Origin of the sequence: Trichococcus flocculiformis, assembly GCF_900113645.1 — a bacterium.
Classification (GTDB): domain Bacteria; phylum Bacillota; class Bacilli; order Lactobacillales; family Aerococcaceae; genus Trichococcus; species Trichococcus flocculiformis.
In genome coordinates, this window is the sequence record NZ_FOQC01000016.1 from 13518 (window position 1) to 32749 (window position 19232).

Consider the following 19232-nt stretch of genomic DNA (forward strand, 5'->3'; position numbering starts at 1 on the left):
CTTATTAAGCTAGCTGTTCTTTTAGGGCAGCGATGCGTTCTTCAACGGCCGCCAGTTTTTCGCGGTATTCGGTCCCTTTTTGTTTTTCCCCGTCGATTACAGCCTGAGGGGCTTTGCTGACAAATTTTTCGTTATTCAATTTGCTTTCCACACGGTCGACTTCTTTGGTCAATTTCTCCGCTTCCTTTTCGAGACGGGAAATCTCATCTTCCAATTTGATAAGACCGGCAAGCGGCATGTATACCTCTCCGCCTGAGAAAACTGCGGTGACAGCGTCGCTGGCCGCTTGGATGTGCTGGCCGATTTCCAGTGTATCCGGATTGCAGAAGCGGAAGATGTACGATTCATTGGCGCGGAAAATCGCTTCGGTCGCCTCGTCATTCACTTTCAACTGCATCGGAACTTTTTTGGACAACGGTGTGTTCATTTCAGCGCGGACATTGCGGACGCCACGGATCAATTCGATCAGTTTCTCCATCGCTTCTTCAGCCGCTTCATCGATATGACTTGCATCCGCTACCGGATAGGCTGCCGTCACGATGGAATCACCTTGATGCGGTACGTTCTGCCAGATTTCTTCGGTGACGAAAGGCATAACCGGATGCAACAAGCGCAAGACGTTATCCAAAACATAAGCTAAGATGCTGCGGGTTGTCTTTTTAGCAGCTTCATTTTCCCCTTGCAGGACTTCTTTGGACATTTCTATATACCAGTCGCAGTAATCGTCCCAGATGAAACGGTACAACAAGCGACCGGCTTCACCGAACTCAAATTTCTCGAACAGGTCCGTCACTTTAGTGATGGTCTTGTTCAGGCTGGAAAGGATCCATTTATCGGCTATCGTCTTTTTCCCTGAAATGTCGATAGCGTCGAATGTCAGGTCTTCCAAGTTAAGCAGCACGTAACGGCTGGCATTCCAGATTTTGTTGATGAAGTTCCAGGATGCATCCATCTTCTCATAGCTGAAGCGGACATCCTGACCAGGTGCGGAACCGTTCGCCAAGAACCAACGCAAAGCATCCGCCCCATATTTTTCGACCACATCCATCGGGTCGATCCCGTTTCCGAGCGATTTACTCATTTTGCGTCCTTGCTCGTCACGGATCAGACCATGGATCAGTACATTCTCAAACGGACGTTTTTCGGTGAACTCCAGACTCTGGAAGATCATCCGGCTTACCCAGAAGAAGATGATGTCATAGCCGGTAACCAACGTACTGGTAGGGAAATAACGTTTGAAATCTTCCGCATCTTCATCCGGCCAGCCCATCGTCGAGAACGGCCAAAGTGCTGAACTGAACCATGTATCCAGAACATCCTCATCCTGCGTCCAGTTTTCGCTGTCGCTCGGGGCTTCCATGCCTACGTACATTTCGCCGGTTTCTTTATGATACCAAGCTGGGATTTGATGTCCCCACCATAATTGACGGGAGATGACCCAGTCATGGACGTTGCCCATCCACGTCAGGAAAGTATTCTCAAATCGTTCCGGATAGAAGGAAACTTTTTCTTCTGCGGATTGATTTTCGACCGCACGCTCAGCCAATGGTTGCATTTTGACGAACCATTGCGTCGAGATGCGCGGTTCCACAACAACGTTTGTGCGTTCAGAATGTCCGACACTGTGGGTCATTTCTTCAATTTTGACCAAATAGCCCAGTTCTTCCATATCTTTTACGATCGCTTTGCGCGCTGCGAAACGGTCCATACCTGCATATTTTCCGGCTGCTTCGTTCATCGTCGCGTCATCGTTCATGACATTCACTTGCGGCAAGTCATGACGCAAACCGACTTCAAAGTCGTTCGGGTCATGAGCCGGTGTTATTTTTACGACACCGGTCCCGAAGTCCATTTCGACATAATCATCCGCAATGACAGGGATTTCCCGATTCACGAGCGGCAAAGTCACGGTCTTGCCGATGAACTGCTGATATCTTTCATCTTCCGGATGAACCGCTACGGCAGTATCTCCAAGCATCGTTTCCGGACGGGTAGTAGCCAGCTCCAAGTATCCCGAACCATCCGTCATCGGATAGCGGAAGTGATAGAAGGCACCTTGGACGTCCTTATGGATAACTTCAATATCTGATAAGGCCGTTTTTGCCTTTGGATCCCAGTTGATGATGTATGCGCCGCGGTAGATCAAACCTTTTTCGTACAAGCCGACGAAGACTTTACGGACTGCATCGGACAAACCATCATCCAACGTGAAACGCTCCCGGTCATAATCAACGGAGATCCCCATTTTTCCCCATTGCTCGCGGATGACGCTTGCATAATCCTCTTTCCATTCCCAAACCTTGTCGACAAAGGCTTCACGACCAAGGTCATAACGGGTAAGCCCGTCCTCGGCCAGTTTCGCTTCCACTTTGGCTTGGGTGGCTATGCCGGCGTGGTCCATACCCGGCAACCATAACGTATCGAACCCTTGCATGCGTTTTTGGCGGATCAGCATATCCTGCAGCGTCACATCCCAGGCATGGCCCAAGTGCAGTCTGCCGGTTACGTTGGGAGGCGGAATCACGATCGAATAAGGTTTTTTGCTCTTGTCTCCGCTAGGCTTGAACAGCCCCGCTTCCACCCATTGTTGATATTTCCCAGATTCTACTTGCTGGGGTTGATACTTTGTCGGCATTGCGTCTGCTTTAGACATTCAGCCACTTCCTCTCTCTTTACATTGATTTATTGCGAAAAAAAACGTCCTGCATACGAATATGCAGGACGATATGAATCGCGGTACCACCTAAATTACAGGAAACGGATCCCTGTCTCTCTTTTTGATAACGGAGAATACTCCGAGCTGCGCTACCCAGTCCACGGACCTTCACACAACTTGCTCACAAGCTACTTCACTTTCCTTCCCCAAAAAAGCTTTCACCAATCGCTTTTCTCTCTTGTGTGGTTCCGGGCAAGCTACTCTTCTTGATCGACGCTTTGTTTATACTTCACTAGTTTAGCACCTTTTCATTGAAATCTCAATGCGATTAAAGTAATTTTTTGGCAGCTGCCAATGCTGCTTCCTCATCCGGCTCCGTCGCGATTTCAGGGACGATCTCCATATAGGAAAGGACGCCTTCCTTGTCGATGACGAATACGCTGCGGGCCAACTTGTTGCCCATTTTTGGAATTTTAAGGCCATAGGACTCGCCGAATTCGCCTGCATCATCATGCAGCATCTGCATATCGATGCCGTTTGCTGAACACCAGTTGACCAATTCTTCTTTTGTATTTCTGGAAACCGACAACAAAGTCAAACCTTCGATGTCCGCTGCCGTCTCGTTGAACTTACGTGTTTGTTTATCGCAAACGCTCGTGTTGATATCCGGGAATACGCTGATCAAGACTACCGATCCGCGCAGATCATCCAAAGCTACCTTTTCGTCTTCCGTATTGTACAACGAAAAAGCCGGCGCCTTCTCCCCAACAACTGGCTGTGTTCCTAAAACTTCAACAATTTCACCCTTTAATGTTACTTGCATGAAAACATTCCCCCTTGATCGATAATATCTTCATTATACAGATAAGTGGCGATTTATGGTAAGGATACGCACTTGCAAAATAGATTAAAGCAAATCCGAAAAGAGCGCCTCATCTTGGCTGGAAGTGTCTTCCCGACCCGTTATGCTAGATACTACAATCCCTTCAACCGCGCGCATAACGAGTGGTTCCACATCAAGCAACGCTTCAAAACGTCTGGCTTTATCCAAGTGTGGTTTCGTTTTTGGCGCTGGTGGTGCAAAAATAGTGCAGCAGTCTTCGAACGGTTGCACAGACAAATCAAAGGTATCGATTCTTTGCGCTAATGCGATGATTTCCAATTTGTCCATCGTAGCGACAGGACGAATGATCGGCGTCGTTGTGACATCATTTATGGCAACCATACTTTCCAGCGTCTGAGAAGCGACTTGAGCCAAAGATTCTCCATTAAAGATGGCCAATCCTTTGCGTTCGGCTCTGATGGCATCGGTGATCCGCAGCATCATCCGGCGTGTGATCGTCATCAAATAATCCGCCGGCACCTTCTCTTTGATTTCTTCCTGGATTTCAGTGAACGGCACTTCGATGAACTGGATTTCACCACCGAATTTAGTCAATTTGGCAGCCAGATCTTTTGCTTTTTGTAATGCTTGTGGACTTGTGTACGGCGGACTATGAAAATGAATAGCCTCGATCTTCACACCGCGCTTCATAGTAAGATAACCGGCAACCGGTGAGTCGATGCCTCCGGAAAGCATCAGCATGCCTTTGCCGCTGGAACCGACAGGCAACCCGCCAGCCCCTTGGTATGTCTGCGTGCTGAGCATGATGCCGCTAGTTTTGATGTCTACACGTACAAGAATATCCGGTTGTTTCATCTTGACAGAAATGGCCGGAAAAGCAGCCAACACAGTAGCGCCCAGCTCGGCATTCATAAAAGTAGTGTCATGCTCGTAGGAATGGTCGGAACGGCGCGTAGCTATTTTGAACGTTTTTCCCGCCGTCTCCATTTTACCAAGCAACTCCACCAAAACCCGTTTCACTTCATTCAGATCGTGCGAAACAAGATAAACGGGCGAAAAGTTTTGAATACCGAACACATGCTGCAAGCGCTCGAGAATGTTAGCCTCTGCAGCTCCATTCAGTTCCAATAACATAAAATCGTGCTCGGGTTTGATTCTGATCTGCGGATAATCCTTTGTGACCATCCTGACATTTTGCGCCAACTGCTGGACAAAACGTTTTTTGTTTTTCCCTTTGGTCGATAATTCACCAAAGCGTATTTGAATGTGCGTTTCCATTTATATTCTCTTCCAATCTGTCAGTTATTATTCTATTGTATCTTTTGGAACTGTTGATGCAGCGTCCGAAAATGTTCGATGAAGGCATCTGCTTCCGCTTGCGTATTCTCGCCGGAAAGGCTTATCCGGACTGCGCACTGGCTCCAGGAAAGCGGTACGCCCATCGACCCCAGCGTATAGGGTGTGCCTTTCTTTCTGCTTGAGCAGGCGCTTGTCGTTGAAATGAAGATGTCCTGGCTTTCAAAAGCATGGACCATCACTTCTCCCCTGACGCCTTTCATGGCAAAGCAGAGGATATGCCCGGCGCCATCTTCGGGCGAAAAGATTCGGACATCTTCATATTCCGAAAGGGCAGCAAACAACTTACCCCGGACCAACTGTTCCTGCTCGCGGCTTGAAGCACCATTTTCAAGCGTCATGCGCAAAGCTTTCGCCATTGCCGCAACGCCGCCGACATTCTCTGTCGTGCTGCGCATACCAGCTTCTTGCCCGCCTCCAGTCAACAACGGTGCAATCCGTTTACCATGTTTCTTATAAAGGATACCGACACCTTTAGGGCCATGGAATTTGTGTGCTGAAAGCGATAAGAGATCCACACGAGGATGTTGGATCAGCGGCACGCATTCACCCACAGCCTGCACGGCATCTACGTGGAAATGAACCCAAGGATAATTTTCCAACAGTTCTCCGATAGCCTCGATTGGTTGGATGCTGCCGACCTCATTATTGATTGCCATGACACTCACCAGGATCGTATCTTTTCTTATCGCTTTCCCAAGCTCCTCAACGGATATGATTCCGTCAGTATCGACAGGCAGATAGGTGATCTCAAACCCTAACTTTTCCAACTGTTCCAGCGATTTTGAGACAGCGGGATGTTCGACAGAGGAAGCGATCATGTGCTTCCCGGCAGCGAACTTCTCCATCGCAGTGCCTTTGATTGCCCAGTTGTCGCTCTCTGTGCCGCCGCTCGTGAAGAAAATTTCATCCGGCTGGGCACCCAGTAATTGGGCGATCTGTTTGCGCGATTGCTGCAGCAAAGCATCTGCTTCATTGCCTAATCTGTGCAGACTGGAAGGATTGCCGAAAAATTGTTCATTCACCTTGCGGTAAGTATCCAGAACCTCCGGATACATTTTGGTTGTTGCACTGTTGTCAAAATAAATCATTTTTATCTACACTTCCTTAATAACTTTGCACTGTCGTTGGGACATCCTATCCATTATATAGAAAATGCCTGGCCATTAAAAGCTTACGGCTTAAATTTCTTCCGTTCGCATCCGACAACATCGGAAAAGGAGCCGAGACAATGTCCCGACCCCTGCGTCTTATTGATTCTGTATTTAATAGTAACGGCGATTTTTTTCTTCCTGATAGGATTCTTCGACCTTGCGGGCAGCCCCTGCTTCTATACGGTTCAAAGGAATTCGTATGGCTTCCAACGCACCTTCATAGTCATATTCGCGGTGGAAAAGCACTAAAGCTTTGTTGATGGCATTTTCAATTTCCACATGTGAATGACGGAAACGGTTTGCGTACTGGATCATATATTCAGTCAGCATCGCATTGTCCACAATTGCTTGGGTTTGGTTATCCAACATTTCAATATCCTCTTCGCACATCTTCGAAATCGCATCGATTTCGTCCATGTCAATCTTCACGCGGTTCAACTTGGAAGCCAAATCTTCGATGCGATCCGTGACTGAGAAGAAAAGATCCAAATAAATTTTCGGTAAACCGGGCAGATGGTATTTTTCGATTGTGCGCTTCATATTGCGCATATCCAATTCGTAGAGATCGATGCTGTCCTTGATTTCCTTTTCGCGATTGCGCAAATCACTGAGGTTGCTGACCAACTCAGATTGTTCTTTGTCGATTTCGGAAAGACGTTGACTGATTTTTTCATAATACTCGCGGACAACCGAGTAAGAAATTTCGTGTTCCTTCATCATCTTGTCGTAATAACGCAAGGCTTCATTTTCTTTCAGTAACTGCTCTTCAAACTCTTGCGCTCGGCCTAGCTCATTTTTGTTCAAGAAATAATTCTGTGAGACGCGATCGATTTCAAGCAACACATAACGGTTGCTCTGCAGGACATGATCCATTTTCTTTTGCAGGTTCGCAGTGTGACGACCTACAAATTCTTTGGCTTCCATTTCTTTTTCCATGATAGCATAGACTGCTTCGATGTCGCGTTCTACCTTGTCCATCTTCTTGCCTGCTTCATTGATATCGGCAAGGCCGATGGAATCTTTCGCTTCTTGGATTTCTTTTTCAACCGCAGCTATCTCAGCTGAGACATCTACACCTTCGAAAATGTATTTTTCATCCAACAGGCGTTGGTAGCCGTCTTTCAGATCACTCACTTGTTCTTCGTACTCGGTCTTGATTTTTTCGTTCAATTCAGGGATCTTTTCGACAACTTCTTCCATCACCAACAAATCTTGCTCGATACGCGACAAGATCTCTTTGGCTTCCATATGGTCGCCCTCGTTCGTCAATGAATTGAATTTCGTGAAATCCAACTCCATGTAATTCAGGTTCTTCTCTAACGTTTCGATTGCCGGACCGAATGTAAAGCTGTGCGCCAGTAATTGCTTGCGGATTTTATTGTATCGTTCCTGGATTTCTTCCAACTCTTTGCGGTTTTCTTGCGCACTTTCCAATAGCTTTTCGAGAGCCTTGTTCACTTTTTCGACGCTGTTCTTCGTTTCGTCGATCAATTGATCCGCTTGCGAGATGGCTTCCTTCGCCTTAATGAAATTCATGCGTTGAATGTATTGTTCGGCACTGACCAGCGCCGCCTCAATTTCAGGATACTGAAAACGCGTAATGGTCTGCCACGTGGCTTGCCAACTCTCATAGGTGCGCTTCGTTTGCCCTGTCAAATTCATGTTTTTCAACGTGAACAGATTGTCGGCCACCGGTATGGCCATCGCTTTTTGTTTCTTCTCATCGATTGCTTTGATCCGATTCGCTTGTTGTCTTGTCAAATACATGATCGCACCATACCCGACCAATACTAACAATATTATCGCTACTAACCAATATATAAACTCCATCAATAAATCCTCCACCTATTCCGACAATTTCGTTTATTTGATTTAAAATTGAAAACGCCCAATATATCTCATTTTTTAGTATAACATAGAAAGAACCAATCATAAACCAGAAAATAATCTGGAAACTTAATTCCTTCGTTTGGAATACCCCAAGTGGTCCACCGCTGTGCAAACGATGAATATCATCACTTTTTCATTGCATTTAATGATTTTGTTTGGTACAATAACCTTTGTGTAAAATAATGCAGCGAGAAAGAAGCACCCGCGTCAACAGTTCATCGCCATCTGTAGATGGTTCAATTGCGTACCCTTGCGGCTGCATAAGGTGAAGATTGAAGGATGACCTGCACGCATTGCTGACTTATCATTCTTATTTTACTCCAAAAATCAAACATTTATTGGAGGAATTTTATTATGTCACGTTATACAGGACCAAGTTGGAAACAAGCTCGTCGTCTAGGCATCTCCCTTTTGGGAACAGGTAAAGAATTGGAGCGTCGTCCATACGTTCCAGGTCAACACGGCCCTAACAACCGTAAAAAATTATCTGAATATGCTATGCAATTGCAAGAAAAACAAAAATTGCGTCACATGTACGGCATGAACGAACGTCAATTCGCAACTTTATTCAAAAAAGCTGGTAAAATCAAAGAAGGTAAACAAGGTGTTAACTTCATGATCTTATTGGAACAACGTTTGGATAACGTAGTTTACCGTTTAGGTTTGGCTTCTACTCGTCGTCAAGCACGTCAATTAGTTAACCACGGTCACGTAACTGTCGATGGCAAACGTGTCGATATCCCTTCATACGAAGTGGCTGTTGGCCAAGTAATCGGCTTGCGTGAAAAATCCAAAAACTTGGTAGTTGTTAAAGCAGCTGCTGAAGCTTTGTTCGGACGTCCTGACTTTATTACTTTCGACGAAGAAAAATTGGAAGGTTCATTGAACCGTCTGCCAGTTCGCGAAGAATTGCCAGCTGAAATCGATGAGTCATTCGTAGTAGAATACTACAACAAATTAGGTTAATAGCATTTCATACAGTTTTATAGCGTTTAAAACTGCTGATATATCAACCTTTTACCTGTTGCCTCTTACATTGATCATTCAAATTATTGAGTGCTTTGGTAGTCAAATGGTAGTCAAAAACCACGGCAACGGCTGAGCCGCTTTCTTAATTGAGAGCGGCTTTTTTGTTGCATCCAGGTAAATTTATATCACTGCGGAAAATTGCGCAGTGAAATCTGAACTCCGCCAAATTTGACAGGGTTCGTTAGTTATGGCCAAAAGATGATGTCATTTTAAATGACGGCAGGGGCTGCGGAAAATTACGCAACCTGACAAGGTGAAACGCCTACCCGGCTTGTGGATGCATCCCTATTTCAGGGACTCATAGATATTTGGGCGAACGATTCGTTCTGTCGGGTAATCGGCGGAAAATTCCGCTCATTGCTCAATCCAACTTTGGCCCCAGCTGAAAGATCAGCTCGGGTCTGGATGCATTAGCTCGTTTTTGAGCTGAAGTAAATAGGTCTGTCCAATTATGGACAACCCCCAACGTACTTTTGCTTTCGGGAACTTTCTCAAAATCGAGAGGGTTCATTAGGTTATGGACAAAATTGTCCGTTACTCGTGTAGCAAGGTTGCTGGATGCAGTCACGCTTTGCGACTCCATTAGATCGGTCGAGTTTTCGGCCTATCATCGCGAAATGCGACTTTTAGATCTCACCAATTTTTAGGGGGCTCATTCAATCGGCCGGGGTAGCAGTTTGCTAGGTCGTGGATAGATCTGTCCAATTCTGGACACGTCTTCTTGGGTCGGCTCATTTTTGAGCATACCTGCATTCCCGTTTTGGGAACATAGCTTTGCAATGGGAACCGCTGCGATACCGTCGCATTTCACGACGGTACTCGTTGGAAAAATTTCCCAGATCTCCTAAATTTTAAGGAAACCTCTCGCATCCATGGATAGAACGAATCGTTCACCCCTTTCTAGAACTACTTTCGTACGATATAAATTCTGGTTTAATCTTTCCAAAGTATAATATTTCCGGTCCATACGGGAATGGCTGTATATTTTGATTGGCTATCTGCCTATCCCATAATCTAACAATTTCATCATGTTTATCAAAAAATATTGGGAAAGGTACAATCGAATTCCAATATAGGGTACAAATATCCTTAATTATTTGTTCATCGCTATTAAATTGGATAGCTTTTCTTATCCCGGTCAATACTGAGTTGGAGAATACAGATGTTTTTGTTGTGTCAATGCCTCTCATATCAACGCTTAAGAATTTTTCCGTGTGCTTATGCTGCAGATAATCTCTTTTAAATAACAGAAAAACGCATTCTGTCCTATCTAATTTTATGTTACCTGGTCTGTGCTTGTTCAGAATCTCATTCAAAAAGTCTGTTTCCTCGTTTATAGTCAGACCCTCTCTATAGTTTGGGATAAGCCCGTTTTGCAATATAGATGGGACACTGATCGGGTGCGTAACGTGTATTATTTCATCTGTTCTTATCGTTTGTTTCATAATTCACCTCTTTAATATATTATTAGGTCTGCTGAATTTTCAGCAACCCTAATCAGTTCAGTAAATAAGCTATAAATATCCCATATTTTAATAGCTAGGCGAAACGCTTGATATATCTCGTCGTTTCTTTTTGTTTTCGAGTGTTTGTGTTATCCATTTATAAAATCGCTTAGAGTGCAATTATTGGCCTAATACCTGCGTACTCAAATTAGGTACGCAGAATATGATTCGCGGTCCGTTTGCCGGACTTCAGCCGAAAATTCGGCTCTACTCTGATCAATATGCCTGTGTGCATCTCCGGACCAAATAAAAAATACATATACCTGGTATCGTGGTTAGCGACTGCAGGTATATGCATGTTGTTGCGTGGTTTGAAGATCACGCTACGTTCGTTCAGTTTGTGCTATTTGATTTGAGTGTGGATGCTGGGGCGCTATCTCTTGTTTGAAGTTTGGCTATCGCGTACGTAATGCATCCATATCATTTCTTTTTATTGCCGTTGTGAAGCTTATTCAATAGCTCCGCTTTTCGTTCACTGAGCGGCATCTCTCTTTTGCGCTTCAACTCTCGATATTCTTTGTAACGTTCTTGAAGATGATCCCTATCTGCATAGCGCAAGTTCAAGTTAGTTGGTTCATTGGATCTGGATAACATTATCATCACCCCCTTTCCGGATCTGTATGCTATCAAAAACTCAAATATTCCTGCCATTTTTCTGGGGTTTTTGGCCAATTTTAGCAAGGCGCCCGGATCTGTCTCGTTTCCTTGAAAAAGCGCTGTACCGCTAATTTATTCCACCTCATCGCCCTGTCCATTTGCTCGACACCCCTTTATCTCTGAAATGGTCCTGTGGAGGGAAAAATTTTTGACCGCCGGGAGTTAAGGTTTTAAAAAAATTATTTTTTAGAGGGGGGGTTAAACTATTCTGCAGCTGCATCCTCAATCAGCTGAAGCAATCGCTCTTTGATATAAGCTTGTATCATGAATGAATGTTCAGCCAATGATTGCTCTTGCTCCTCTGTCAAGGGATACTTGGCAAAGAGTGCAGACTGCAGACGCTTAGGCAATGGCAAGTTGATATGCAATGGCGTGTTGGCAACCCTGGTCTCCTCAGCCTTCCGGTCTCGCTCGGCTTTCGCATCCCGAAGCTTCTTGGCGTATGAGTATGTCAAGGCTCTCATGTATGTATCTAGGTTAATAGACAAGGCCCGCGCCTCCGCCTTCAACGTGTCAAGGGTCTTCTGATCCACTTGGTGCACTAACTTATCTTGTCCTGCCAGATGCTTAGCGTTAGTGCTGTCATAGTCCAGGAGTTCGATTGCATCCAAGGTGTCTCTATTCTCGATGACCGCCTGCAGAAATGCCGTCCTTCCTACTGGTGTTCCGTTGCCCCAACGCTCGTGATCTTCTTTCATAATCCGCAATTCTCCCGAGATTCTCCAATCAGGCCAAACCTCAATGATTGTTTCATCCTTCTTCTCAACCTTCTTAATAGGTTCGTTGTATTCTGTTTCTTCCTGTTTTGTTCCGCGTTTGTCAATGATTTTCATGCTCATATTCCCCCTTAAATTGTTGTATCTGTGATTTCTACGAATGCCGCATTGTTAAGCGGTTGGCCATCGAAGCGGCCAGACACTTTGAATAGTGTTTGATCATCGGTGAATTTCACTTGATCAGAACTCGCAATCTTTACCCCTCTGCGTTTGCCCATCACATACTGCTTGAAGTCGCCCAAGATAATCTTTTTATCACCTACAGCCGGAGTAAACTTCACTCTGACGCCGTTCAGATTCGGATAAGGCAACGAACTGTTGGCGCCGGCAGCTGCATAGTTGTAATAGGTTTTGCGCTTCATGACCGCGATAACTTCCCCGATATCATCTTTCGTGCCAGGTGTGATAAGAGAAATTTCATTCAGGATATGCCCCGGAGAGACTGATGATTGATCCATGGCATCCATCGCCAGCGTTACCTGGTTGGCGATTGGTAGGTTCATCATGATACCGCGCGGCTCGAATACAGATGTATTGTTACCTACTCCATTGATTACTGCATCATCAAAGCCATAAGCCATTGCCTGCGCTAACAAGTCTTCGATATACAAAGCCATATCAATCAAGGTATTTTCAAGCGTTGAGTTAGGAACGCTGGTAAAGCATCCGAGTTTATTATCTTCTAGTTCGACTGCTGCTAAGCTCGAATCCATTTCGGTTAATACGTCGGCAGAAAAACTCCAGACGGCTTTCACATCGTCCACGCTGACAACCGCCCGGCCATCGATGCCGATCGGGATCATACGTACCTCACTGTACAAGGCTGAATACTCTTTGATTAATTCTGTTAAGCTGTCCTCGGCTTCTTCTGGAATAACAATTTCCGCAGCTCTCGAAAGGCTGCCGTTTCTCAATCTAACTTGCAGGTCACTGTAGAAGTTACGCACTTCTTCGATTCGCAATAAGTTGTGAATTTGATTCCGTTTATTGTATTCATTCATAGGTTCGGCATCTCCATATCTCATATTGATTAATTTATTTCTCATTCTATTTCTCTGAATATCATTTGTACTCATTCGTCCATCTCCTTTTGTTTGGTCTGATGCATCGATTCAGTGCATCAGCTATTTTCTGCATCCACACCCATTTATCTATCCTGGTTCGGCTCTTATCCGTTTCGGTTTCCGTTGCATCCAGGCGCCTAATTTTCTTCTTCTGGCAACGTTCTGAGATTCTCCAAAGAGAATGCATCTAATATCACTCTCAAACTAAGTGATCCGTCTTCACGCGGTTTTTTGTGACCCTTTACCTCAACCTTGATGTGGCAAAGTTGGCCGATTTCAATTTGGTCGATAAAATCCCGCTTTGTTCTTACACCAATCGGAAAGTCGCCGAAAGATAAATCTCGGAACTGATACAAGTGTGTCAATTCTCCGGCATAAAGTTCTTCTTCGAATGTCCCGATAAAATCCATTGATCTTCTTCTCATGTTTTTTTGCTCCCTTAGTTTAGTTTTGAGTGCATCCACTATTGATTCATCGCGCTTCGATTTCCAATATATCCAGGATATTAGCTACTTTTGGCCCATTTTCCGTTAATCCCAGGGTAATTACCTTCATTTCCGCTTTCGCGTCATACTGCTGTCTTAGATCAATATCCCGGAGGAAGGCTTTCTTTGTATGGATGCCGACAAGCTGCGGTCCGCTCGTTGCATCGTTAAATTTGAATAGGATCCGATCACTCGTCACTCCTGCTGTGCCTACAAAATTCCCTGTAAGATTTATCGTCAATTCTTTCATTGGCTCGCTCCTCTTTTTCATCACTTCCATAGATACTTAAACTTATCCGGCCGATTGTTGTTCTCTGTGCAATATCTTTTAACGGCCTTGCGTAACAATCGATCTTTGGCCAACATCTCGTGAGAGTACCTCATGGCGGCTATCACTTCATCCGCTATGTTTTCGTTCTCTTCGCAATATTTCATAATGGCATTCTGTAAGGCTGTTTCACACTCCACCTTGCGCTGCTTATACGCTTCAAGCGGCATGCGTTTGCTGAATGCCATATATTTATCAGATATACGCTTACCCCTCGCCGGACGGTACTTGCTGGCAAGAAATATTTGTTCCTCTTGCGTGAGCTTCTGCAGCCCTGCAAAGAAAATCTTCGCATTTTCCAAATCATGCGGCCGTAATTCCTCAATGTTTTTTTCGTAATGTACCCAATTATTCAATAGCAACCTTGCTGTATGGTTCTTCACTTGTTGGTCAAACCTCATTTATACGCCGCTCCCTTTTCCTAGTTGGTTTTCCTTTATCAACCCAACCTGCTTATCATTTTTAAAAACGCGTTGTCAAAAACTTCCTCAAATTCTTCCTCTGATACCTGGTCTATGTCCGAGTCATCGTCTATATAAGGCTTTTTCCCAAGGAAACGATAGGACACGGCTTCCTCGATTTCTGAAATCATTTCTAAGCAGTGCTTATCAACCCATTCATTTTCTTCATTGGGGTGCAGCTCCTCGCATCCATCCTCTGGCCAAGGATCGTACATATATCGTTTTTTCAAGTATTTCCGCTCATCTGGCTGCAAAGTGTTCAAATATTCATTAAAATGCTTAGATTTGAATTTGCAGATTTCTGTATATTTCTCCATTCTTCTTTGATAATCAACCAGGCTGCTAACATGATATTCAACATTAAATCCTTTAGAGAATATTTCTAAGCCGTTAGAAGTAATGTAGGAACTCATTGTCTGACTGAAGAATGCTTTACGTAATTCACGTATGCGCTGGTCACACTTGTTAACGATTCTGGCCAACTTAAAATAATGCGCTATTGACTTGCTATTAATCACTTACAGCACCCCGATCTAAAGCAACGTTTCTTTATTCTCATCTGATAATCATCACATCCCTTCGATTGCCGAACGGAATTACTTGCATCCATGCACTGTTTTATTCTCTGCTCGATAACTATTCGTTATTGAGTTTCCTGAAGGGTGTCGCGCTTCACGATAAATCTAGGTGCGTGTCAATTGGCACACACCCAGAATTTCAACAATAGATCAGGCCTGTTATTTCGGTTCTTAGTTCAAAATTTTCATGGATGCTGTTGCTGATCTCAACTAACCGCAGCCCTTTATCCTGTAGGCGCCCTGCAACGTCCCTAAATATGATAGTGGTAATTGTGTAGGTTGTTCCATCCTGCTCCTGGTCTACCAAAGCGGGCAATTTCTCCGCTACGTACTCGGTAAATAATTGGACTATTTCATCATTGCTCATTGGTATTGATTCAAAGCTTCCCTCATGTTTGCCGTGCTTGTTATAGCAGCAACCCCACTTATCTATTTTTGTTACGCTATCCTTGTTTGGATTACTCATTTTTTTGCCCCCTTTGCTAAATCTAACGCCATTGAAAAGCCACTCATGAATGCTTCTTGCCGCGTTATCTCTGTGTGCTCTACTAAGTCCTTGACAAAACTATTATGCTGTTGGTTCGGTAGGTTTAAAGCGTTCAATTTCTCGCCTATAATCTGTGCTGATTTTAGATAAGCATCCGTTTTGGGGATCTCGACAGCTGCGTTTGATGGGTCTATAAATTCAATGTTCATTTTCATGTTGGTTGTCCTTTCGATAGTGCGCGAAATCTGTCCGCGCATCCATCCTATATTTTTGTCTTGTATTTTTGGATGCATCCAGCGGATCATTTCGCCCTGGCAAATAGCGCGTTTGTAATGGCCGCCGCTTGCTGGTCGCCCTTCTCCCTCGCTTCCTTGATGACGTGTGCATAGATGGATGCGGTGGTGAACTGCGACTTATGGCCCAACCGCTCTGAAACATAGTGCATATCCAAGTTGTTATGCAAAAGTACCGATGCATGCGTATGCCGCAGACCATGGCTTGTGATTGCAGGAACGCCGGCTTTGATGCATGCCCCTTTCAAACACTTGTTCACCGTCTCCACCGTGAGCGGGTTCACGCCTTCCCCAACGAATATCAAGTGATGCCGGTTCTTAACACCGTTCTTAAGGGTGTTCCGCTTCACCTGGTCAACGAATGTCTTCATGAGGGCCATTGTATTGTCATTAACGGAAATGGTCCGGTTCTCCTTGTTTTTGGTAGATTTGAAACCGAATGAGTCCTTATAATCCCAAGACTTGTTAATGATCATCATGTTTTGCTTGAAATCCAGGGAATCGAAGGTTAAGGCCATGATTTCACCGATTCGCGCGCCGGTTGCCAGCTGTAGGATGCATACGTGTTTTGCGGTGTCCGTCGGCTGAATACCATCCATAAGCGCATCCAGCAATCTTTCAGTTTGATCCTGGTTCAAGTATTTGTCGGCCTCTTTCTTCCCCTCTGATCCGGTAATCAGAATCCCATAGGCCACATCCCGCGCAATGTCTCCGCTCCGGAAAGCTTCACGAAGGCAAGGGGCCACTTTGTTGTGGATCTTCCTGACAGTCGCTTTTGAGTGGGTTTCTGCATAGGTATTTATGAACGTTTGGTATACACGCTTAGAAATGTCCTTCAGGCGATAGCCGGCAAAATGTTTATCTACCAGGCGCATAGCCGTTTGATAATTCCGGTCCGTCTCGAAGCTGAACTTCCCTAGCTTGTACACCTCAGCCCATTGCTTGTAATATTCCGGAAAAGGCACGTCTCCGGCTTTTATGTCCAGCCCCTTATGAAGTCTTTGCTCAACCTCCGCGGCGGCCGCCTGTGCATCCTTTTTTGTCGGATAGCCATTGCCTGATTTAGTTTTGTACTTGCTACCGTCTTTGAACGATACACGGAACTGCCAACCTGTCGATAATTTGTTGTAACTCGCCATACTTACCAACCCTTTCGAAATTAATTTAGTGAGGATGCATCCACCTCAATTTCATTTTATCGAATACCGCCCTTGTTTCCTTTGATAGCCACTCCATCGCCAGCTGATCAAAATTCATGCTGCCTGATGCTAGTTCTTCACGGATCCGACTTTCATGTTCTTTGTCATGCGGAAAGAGGATCCCTAACAGGTTGCCGTCTAGCGTATTCACCTCGAAAGCGTTCAGATTCGGCTGGAATAAAATTTCTGCGACTACTAAGCTTTCGTGTATGACCCAAACTTTCGTGTTCATAGGCTGAATCCGGGCCGCTTGTCTTGGATCATGGAGAAATCCACTATCCTTAGATTCATTGAGAGTCTTGACGTGATACGCTCGTCATAAGTCGCCTTCAGCTGCGTATAGGTCAAGTTCGTTGTGATAATCGTCGTTTTCGTGCCTTCCCTAGCATTCAGGACCTTAAACAATGTTTTGTAGGTGTGATCTGATGCCTGCTTATTCGCATCCACGCGGGCCGTGTCGGTTCCTAGATCGTCAATTACCAACACATCTGGCATCTTCAGCAAATTCAAGTAGTATTCAGCTGTTTTTTTGTCCGTGGCCGTGTTACTGTATGATGCTGTTATCAGTTCCAGCAGGGTAGTAAAATCGACGAACAAGCAAGATAGCTGCTTATGGTGCTCGGCTGACATTTCGTTGATATTGAAGGCCATGGCATAACTAATATGACTTTTCCCGGTTCCGGCCGGACCTGTCAGAATCACATTCATTACTTTACCGCCTGCAATGTCCTTGCTTAATGCCATTACCTGGTCTTTTGTCTCAAGTTCCTGCTTTGTCTTGGCATCGAATCCTTTAAAACCTTTGTCGATAAAGGACTTCCCGCCATATATGGAATAGCGTTTCATATAGCGTTTTTTCTCTTTGTCTTGGTACTGAAGGCTGCCGGTGGTTTCTTCCACCTCGAAGCGCTTATTTTTATTTTCCAGGTAACACTTCGGGCATACCACTTCATCCGTGGCCAGGATCTGGAATAGTTCAAACTTGCCATGCCATTCACAGCTGGAATATTCGCCTGTCGGCAGCAATCCGGCTTTCTCGATGGCCACGCGTTCGAATTCCTTTCTGTTGCTCATTATTTTTGCTGTGTTGATCATCATTGTTGTTTCCCCCTCGCTTAGAAGAACTCACTATCATCGGTTATCATTTCCATTGCATCCATGCGCTGCCTTGAAAGTTCTAAGATTCTTTCTTCTTCGGCTGATACGCTCTTTGTGTTAATCGTTCGATTTCGTTGATTGAGATACCGATCAAACTTCCCAGCGAACAATGTCGATGGCTGAAGATATTGATTCATTTTGCTATCATGTATCCAGTCCTGGCATTTGTTATCAATTACGCGCTTGAATTGATCCGTAGTGTACCCCTCGTTCCATCGGGCCTTGATAAGCTTCTTATTGGCAGCTGCCGAATGCCTGAAGCTTTTTCCGGTCTGTTGATTCAGGTAGTCGATTATTTCCCGGTATGGGATGGGGTCGTCGGGCTTCTGCTCGACAATATCTTTTACTTCTTTATTCTTCTCTTCTTTAGTTCTTATATTCTTTATAGCTGTTAGTTGCCTGTTAGTTGCCTGTTGGTTGCCTGTTAGTTGCTTGTTAGTTTGCCTGTTAGGTTCATCATCTGAACCCTGATAAATCGCCCAGTTAACAATGGTTATAAGCCTATTTTTGTTTGTTGATTCGTCTGTTAAAAATCCTAGTTTTTCGAATCGCTTTAAGGCTGTTCTGACATTCTGAATTGATACACCTTTGCCCGATCGTTCTGCAATTTTTGGTAAGGATGTAATCACCTGGCCGGGCATGCATTCATATTGTTTACCTTGCCATTCCCATTTGTTCGGCTCGTAATTAACCATCATAAGCAAGGCCATCAACACAGAACGCTGGTCAGACGTAGATTCTAGCCATATAGGCTTATCCCCTAGTTCTCGATATAGTTTTATCCACCCGGCCATTTAATCACCAACTCACTTTTTGAAATATTTATCCAGTTTTCTTCTAGCTTCCTGATCATTCTCGGGAATCTTGCCGAAGAGTTGAAAGAAAATCTTTTGACGCTGCGACACGGCTAATTTGTTCCATTCTTCCGCAGACTTCTCCAAAAGTTCGAACGTCGTAATACTCTTGTATGTTCGCGCCCTTATATTTTTTGGCATATTATCATTCATAGTGAAACCACCTTGTGCAGTGCACCGCTCCATTGATCAGCGTATACTCATCTTCATCTCGAATTGTCTTACCTATGCATCCATCCAATAGATCATTAATCCAGGAATCGACTTCTTGCACATCCCTGGGCTCTCTGCCGAAAACGTGTATAAAAGATTTCCGGTTACCGATATCAGCCCGGTTGTTCCATCCGCTTGGCTCGTTAATACTTAAATTTTCCATGCTATTTCCCCTTTTCTATTCGAATTTATGATAGAATAAGGCTAATAAAGGCGCCTAAGCCTGTATAACCTTCACCCTACAA

21 protein-coding genes and 1 other annotated feature are annotated in these 19232 nt (G+C 44.7%); of the genes, 1 reads left to right on the forward strand and 20 read right to left on the reverse strand.

All coding sequences use genetic code 11. The features are described from left to right. Positions 1–4: 4 nt before the first annotated feature. From BMZ71_RS07410 to BMZ71_RS07430, 5 genes are all read right to left on the reverse strand, one after another. On the reverse strand, positions 5–2653 hold the full coding sequence (locus BMZ71_RS07410) for a valine--tRNA ligase (protein ID WP_086988553.1): 2649 nt from the start codon (positions 2651–2653) through the stop codon (positions 5–7). A 61-nt stretch (positions 2654–2714) separates the two neighbouring features. Further along, positions 2715–2939 (reverse strand) — a binding site (T-box leader). Between the two features lie 45 nt (positions 2940–2984). Continuing rightward, on the reverse strand, positions 2985–3479 hold the full coding sequence (gene tpx, locus BMZ71_RS07415) for a thiol peroxidase (protein WP_068560092.1): 495 nt from the start codon (positions 3477–3479) through the stop codon (positions 2985–2987). A gap of 84 nt (positions 3480–3563) precedes the next feature. Next, positions 3564–4778, reverse strand: coding sequence for a tRNA uracil 4-sulfurtransferase ThiI (gene thiI, locus BMZ71_RS07420; protein ID WP_086988552.1), 1215 nt, complete (start codon positions 4776–4778; stop codon positions 3564–3566). Between the two features lie 32 nt (positions 4779–4810). Next, positions 4811–5947, reverse strand: a complete 1137-nt coding sequence (locus BMZ71_RS07425; RefSeq protein ID WP_086988551.1) for a cysteine desulfurase family protein — start codon at positions 5945–5947, stop codon at positions 4811–4813. 174 nt (positions 5948–6121) lie between these two features. After that, positions 6122–7840: a septation ring formation regulator EzrA gene (locus BMZ71_RS07430; protein ID WP_086988550.1), complete on the reverse strand. Its 1719-nt coding sequence runs from the start codon at positions 7838–7840 to the stop codon at positions 6122–6124. 414 nt (positions 7841–8254) lie between these two features. Between BMZ71_RS07430 and rpsD the strand changes: the two genes are divergently transcribed. Next, positions 8255–8866, forward strand: a complete 612-nt coding sequence (gene rpsD / locus BMZ71_RS07435) for a 30S ribosomal protein S4 (protein WP_068560083.1) — start codon at positions 8255–8257, stop codon at positions 8864–8866. A 953-nt stretch (positions 8867–9819) separates the two neighbouring features. On the opposite strand, the gene BMZ71_RS07445 is transcribed toward rpsD, so the two are convergent. From BMZ71_RS07445 to BMZ71_RS07510, 15 genes are all read right to left on the reverse strand, one after another. Next, complete coding sequence (locus tag BMZ71_RS07445) at positions 9820–10374, reverse strand: hypothetical protein (protein ID WP_086988548.1); 555 nt, start codon at positions 10372–10374, stop codon at positions 9820–9822. A gap of 480 nt (positions 10375–10854) precedes the next feature. Next, entirely contained in the window at positions 10855–11028 is a 174-nt protein-coding gene (locus BMZ71_RS14840) for a hypothetical protein (protein ID WP_177187534.1), read from the reverse strand. Between the two features lie 266 nt (positions 11029–11294). Next, a complete protein-coding gene (locus BMZ71_RS07450; RefSeq protein WP_086988547.1) occupies positions 11295–11924 on the reverse strand; it encodes a hypothetical protein in 630 nt (209 codons plus the stop codon). 14 nt (positions 11925–11938) lie between these two features. Further along, entirely contained in the window at positions 11939–12943 is a 1005-nt protein-coding gene (locus BMZ71_RS07455; RefSeq protein WP_086988546.1) for a phage major capsid protein, read from the reverse strand. A gap of 125 nt (positions 12944–13068) precedes the next feature. Beyond that, positions 13069–13356, reverse strand: a complete 288-nt coding sequence (locus tag BMZ71_RS07460) for a hypothetical protein (protein ID WP_177187536.1) — start codon at positions 13354–13356, stop codon at positions 13069–13071. 46 nt (positions 13357–13402) lie between these two features. Next, positions 13403–13666, reverse strand: a complete 264-nt coding sequence (locus BMZ71_RS07465) for a hypothetical protein (protein WP_086988544.1) — start codon at positions 13664–13666, stop codon at positions 13403–13405. A gap of 20 nt (positions 13667–13686) precedes the next feature. Next, positions 13687–14145, reverse strand: coding sequence for a hypothetical protein (locus BMZ71_RS07470; RefSeq protein ID WP_086988543.1), 459 nt, complete (start codon positions 14143–14145; stop codon positions 13687–13689). A 38-nt stretch (positions 14146–14183) separates the two neighbouring features. Next, on the reverse strand, positions 14184–14723 hold the full coding sequence (locus tag BMZ71_RS07475) for a hypothetical protein (protein ID WP_086988542.1): 540 nt from the start codon (positions 14721–14723) through the stop codon (positions 14184–14186). Between the two features lie 199 nt (positions 14724–14922). Then, the gene (locus BMZ71_RS07480; protein ID WP_086988541.1) at positions 14923–15249 is read right to left on the reverse strand and encodes a hypothetical protein; all 327 of its coding nucleotides are present in this window, start codon (positions 15247–15249) and stop codon (positions 14923–14925) included. Continuing rightward, complete coding sequence (locus BMZ71_RS07485) at positions 15246–15485, reverse strand: hypothetical protein (RefSeq protein WP_143071404.1); 240 nt, start codon at positions 15483–15485, stop codon at positions 15246–15248. Before BMZ71_RS07485 ends, BMZ71_RS07480 begins: the two co-directional genes overlap by 4 nt. Positions 15486–15571: 86 nt before the next feature. Continuing rightward, positions 15572–16702 (reverse strand): tyrosine-type recombinase/integrase, encoded by a 1131-nt coding sequence (locus BMZ71_RS07490; RefSeq protein ID WP_086988539.1) that lies wholly within the window; start codon positions 16700–16702, stop codon positions 15572–15574. Between the two features lie 25 nt (positions 16703–16727). Then, entirely contained in the window at positions 16728–16994 is a 267-nt protein-coding gene (locus tag BMZ71_RS07495) for a hypothetical protein (RefSeq protein WP_086988538.1), read from the reverse strand. Further along, entirely contained in the window at positions 16991–17860 is an 870-nt protein-coding gene (locus tag BMZ71_RS07500) for an ATP-binding protein (RefSeq protein WP_086988537.1), read from the reverse strand. Before BMZ71_RS07500 ends, BMZ71_RS07495 begins: the two co-directional genes overlap by 4 nt. Positions 17861–17877: 17 nt before the next feature. Continuing rightward, complete coding sequence (locus BMZ71_RS07505; protein WP_245734402.1) at positions 17878–18618, reverse strand: conserved phage C-terminal domain-containing protein; 741 nt, start codon at positions 18616–18618, stop codon at positions 17878–17880. Between the two features lie 108 nt (positions 18619–18726). Continuing rightward, on the reverse strand, positions 18727–18927 hold the full coding sequence (locus BMZ71_RS07510) for a hypothetical protein (RefSeq protein WP_086988535.1): 201 nt from the start codon (positions 18925–18927) through the stop codon (positions 18727–18729). Positions 18928–19232: the final 305 nt, after the last annotated feature.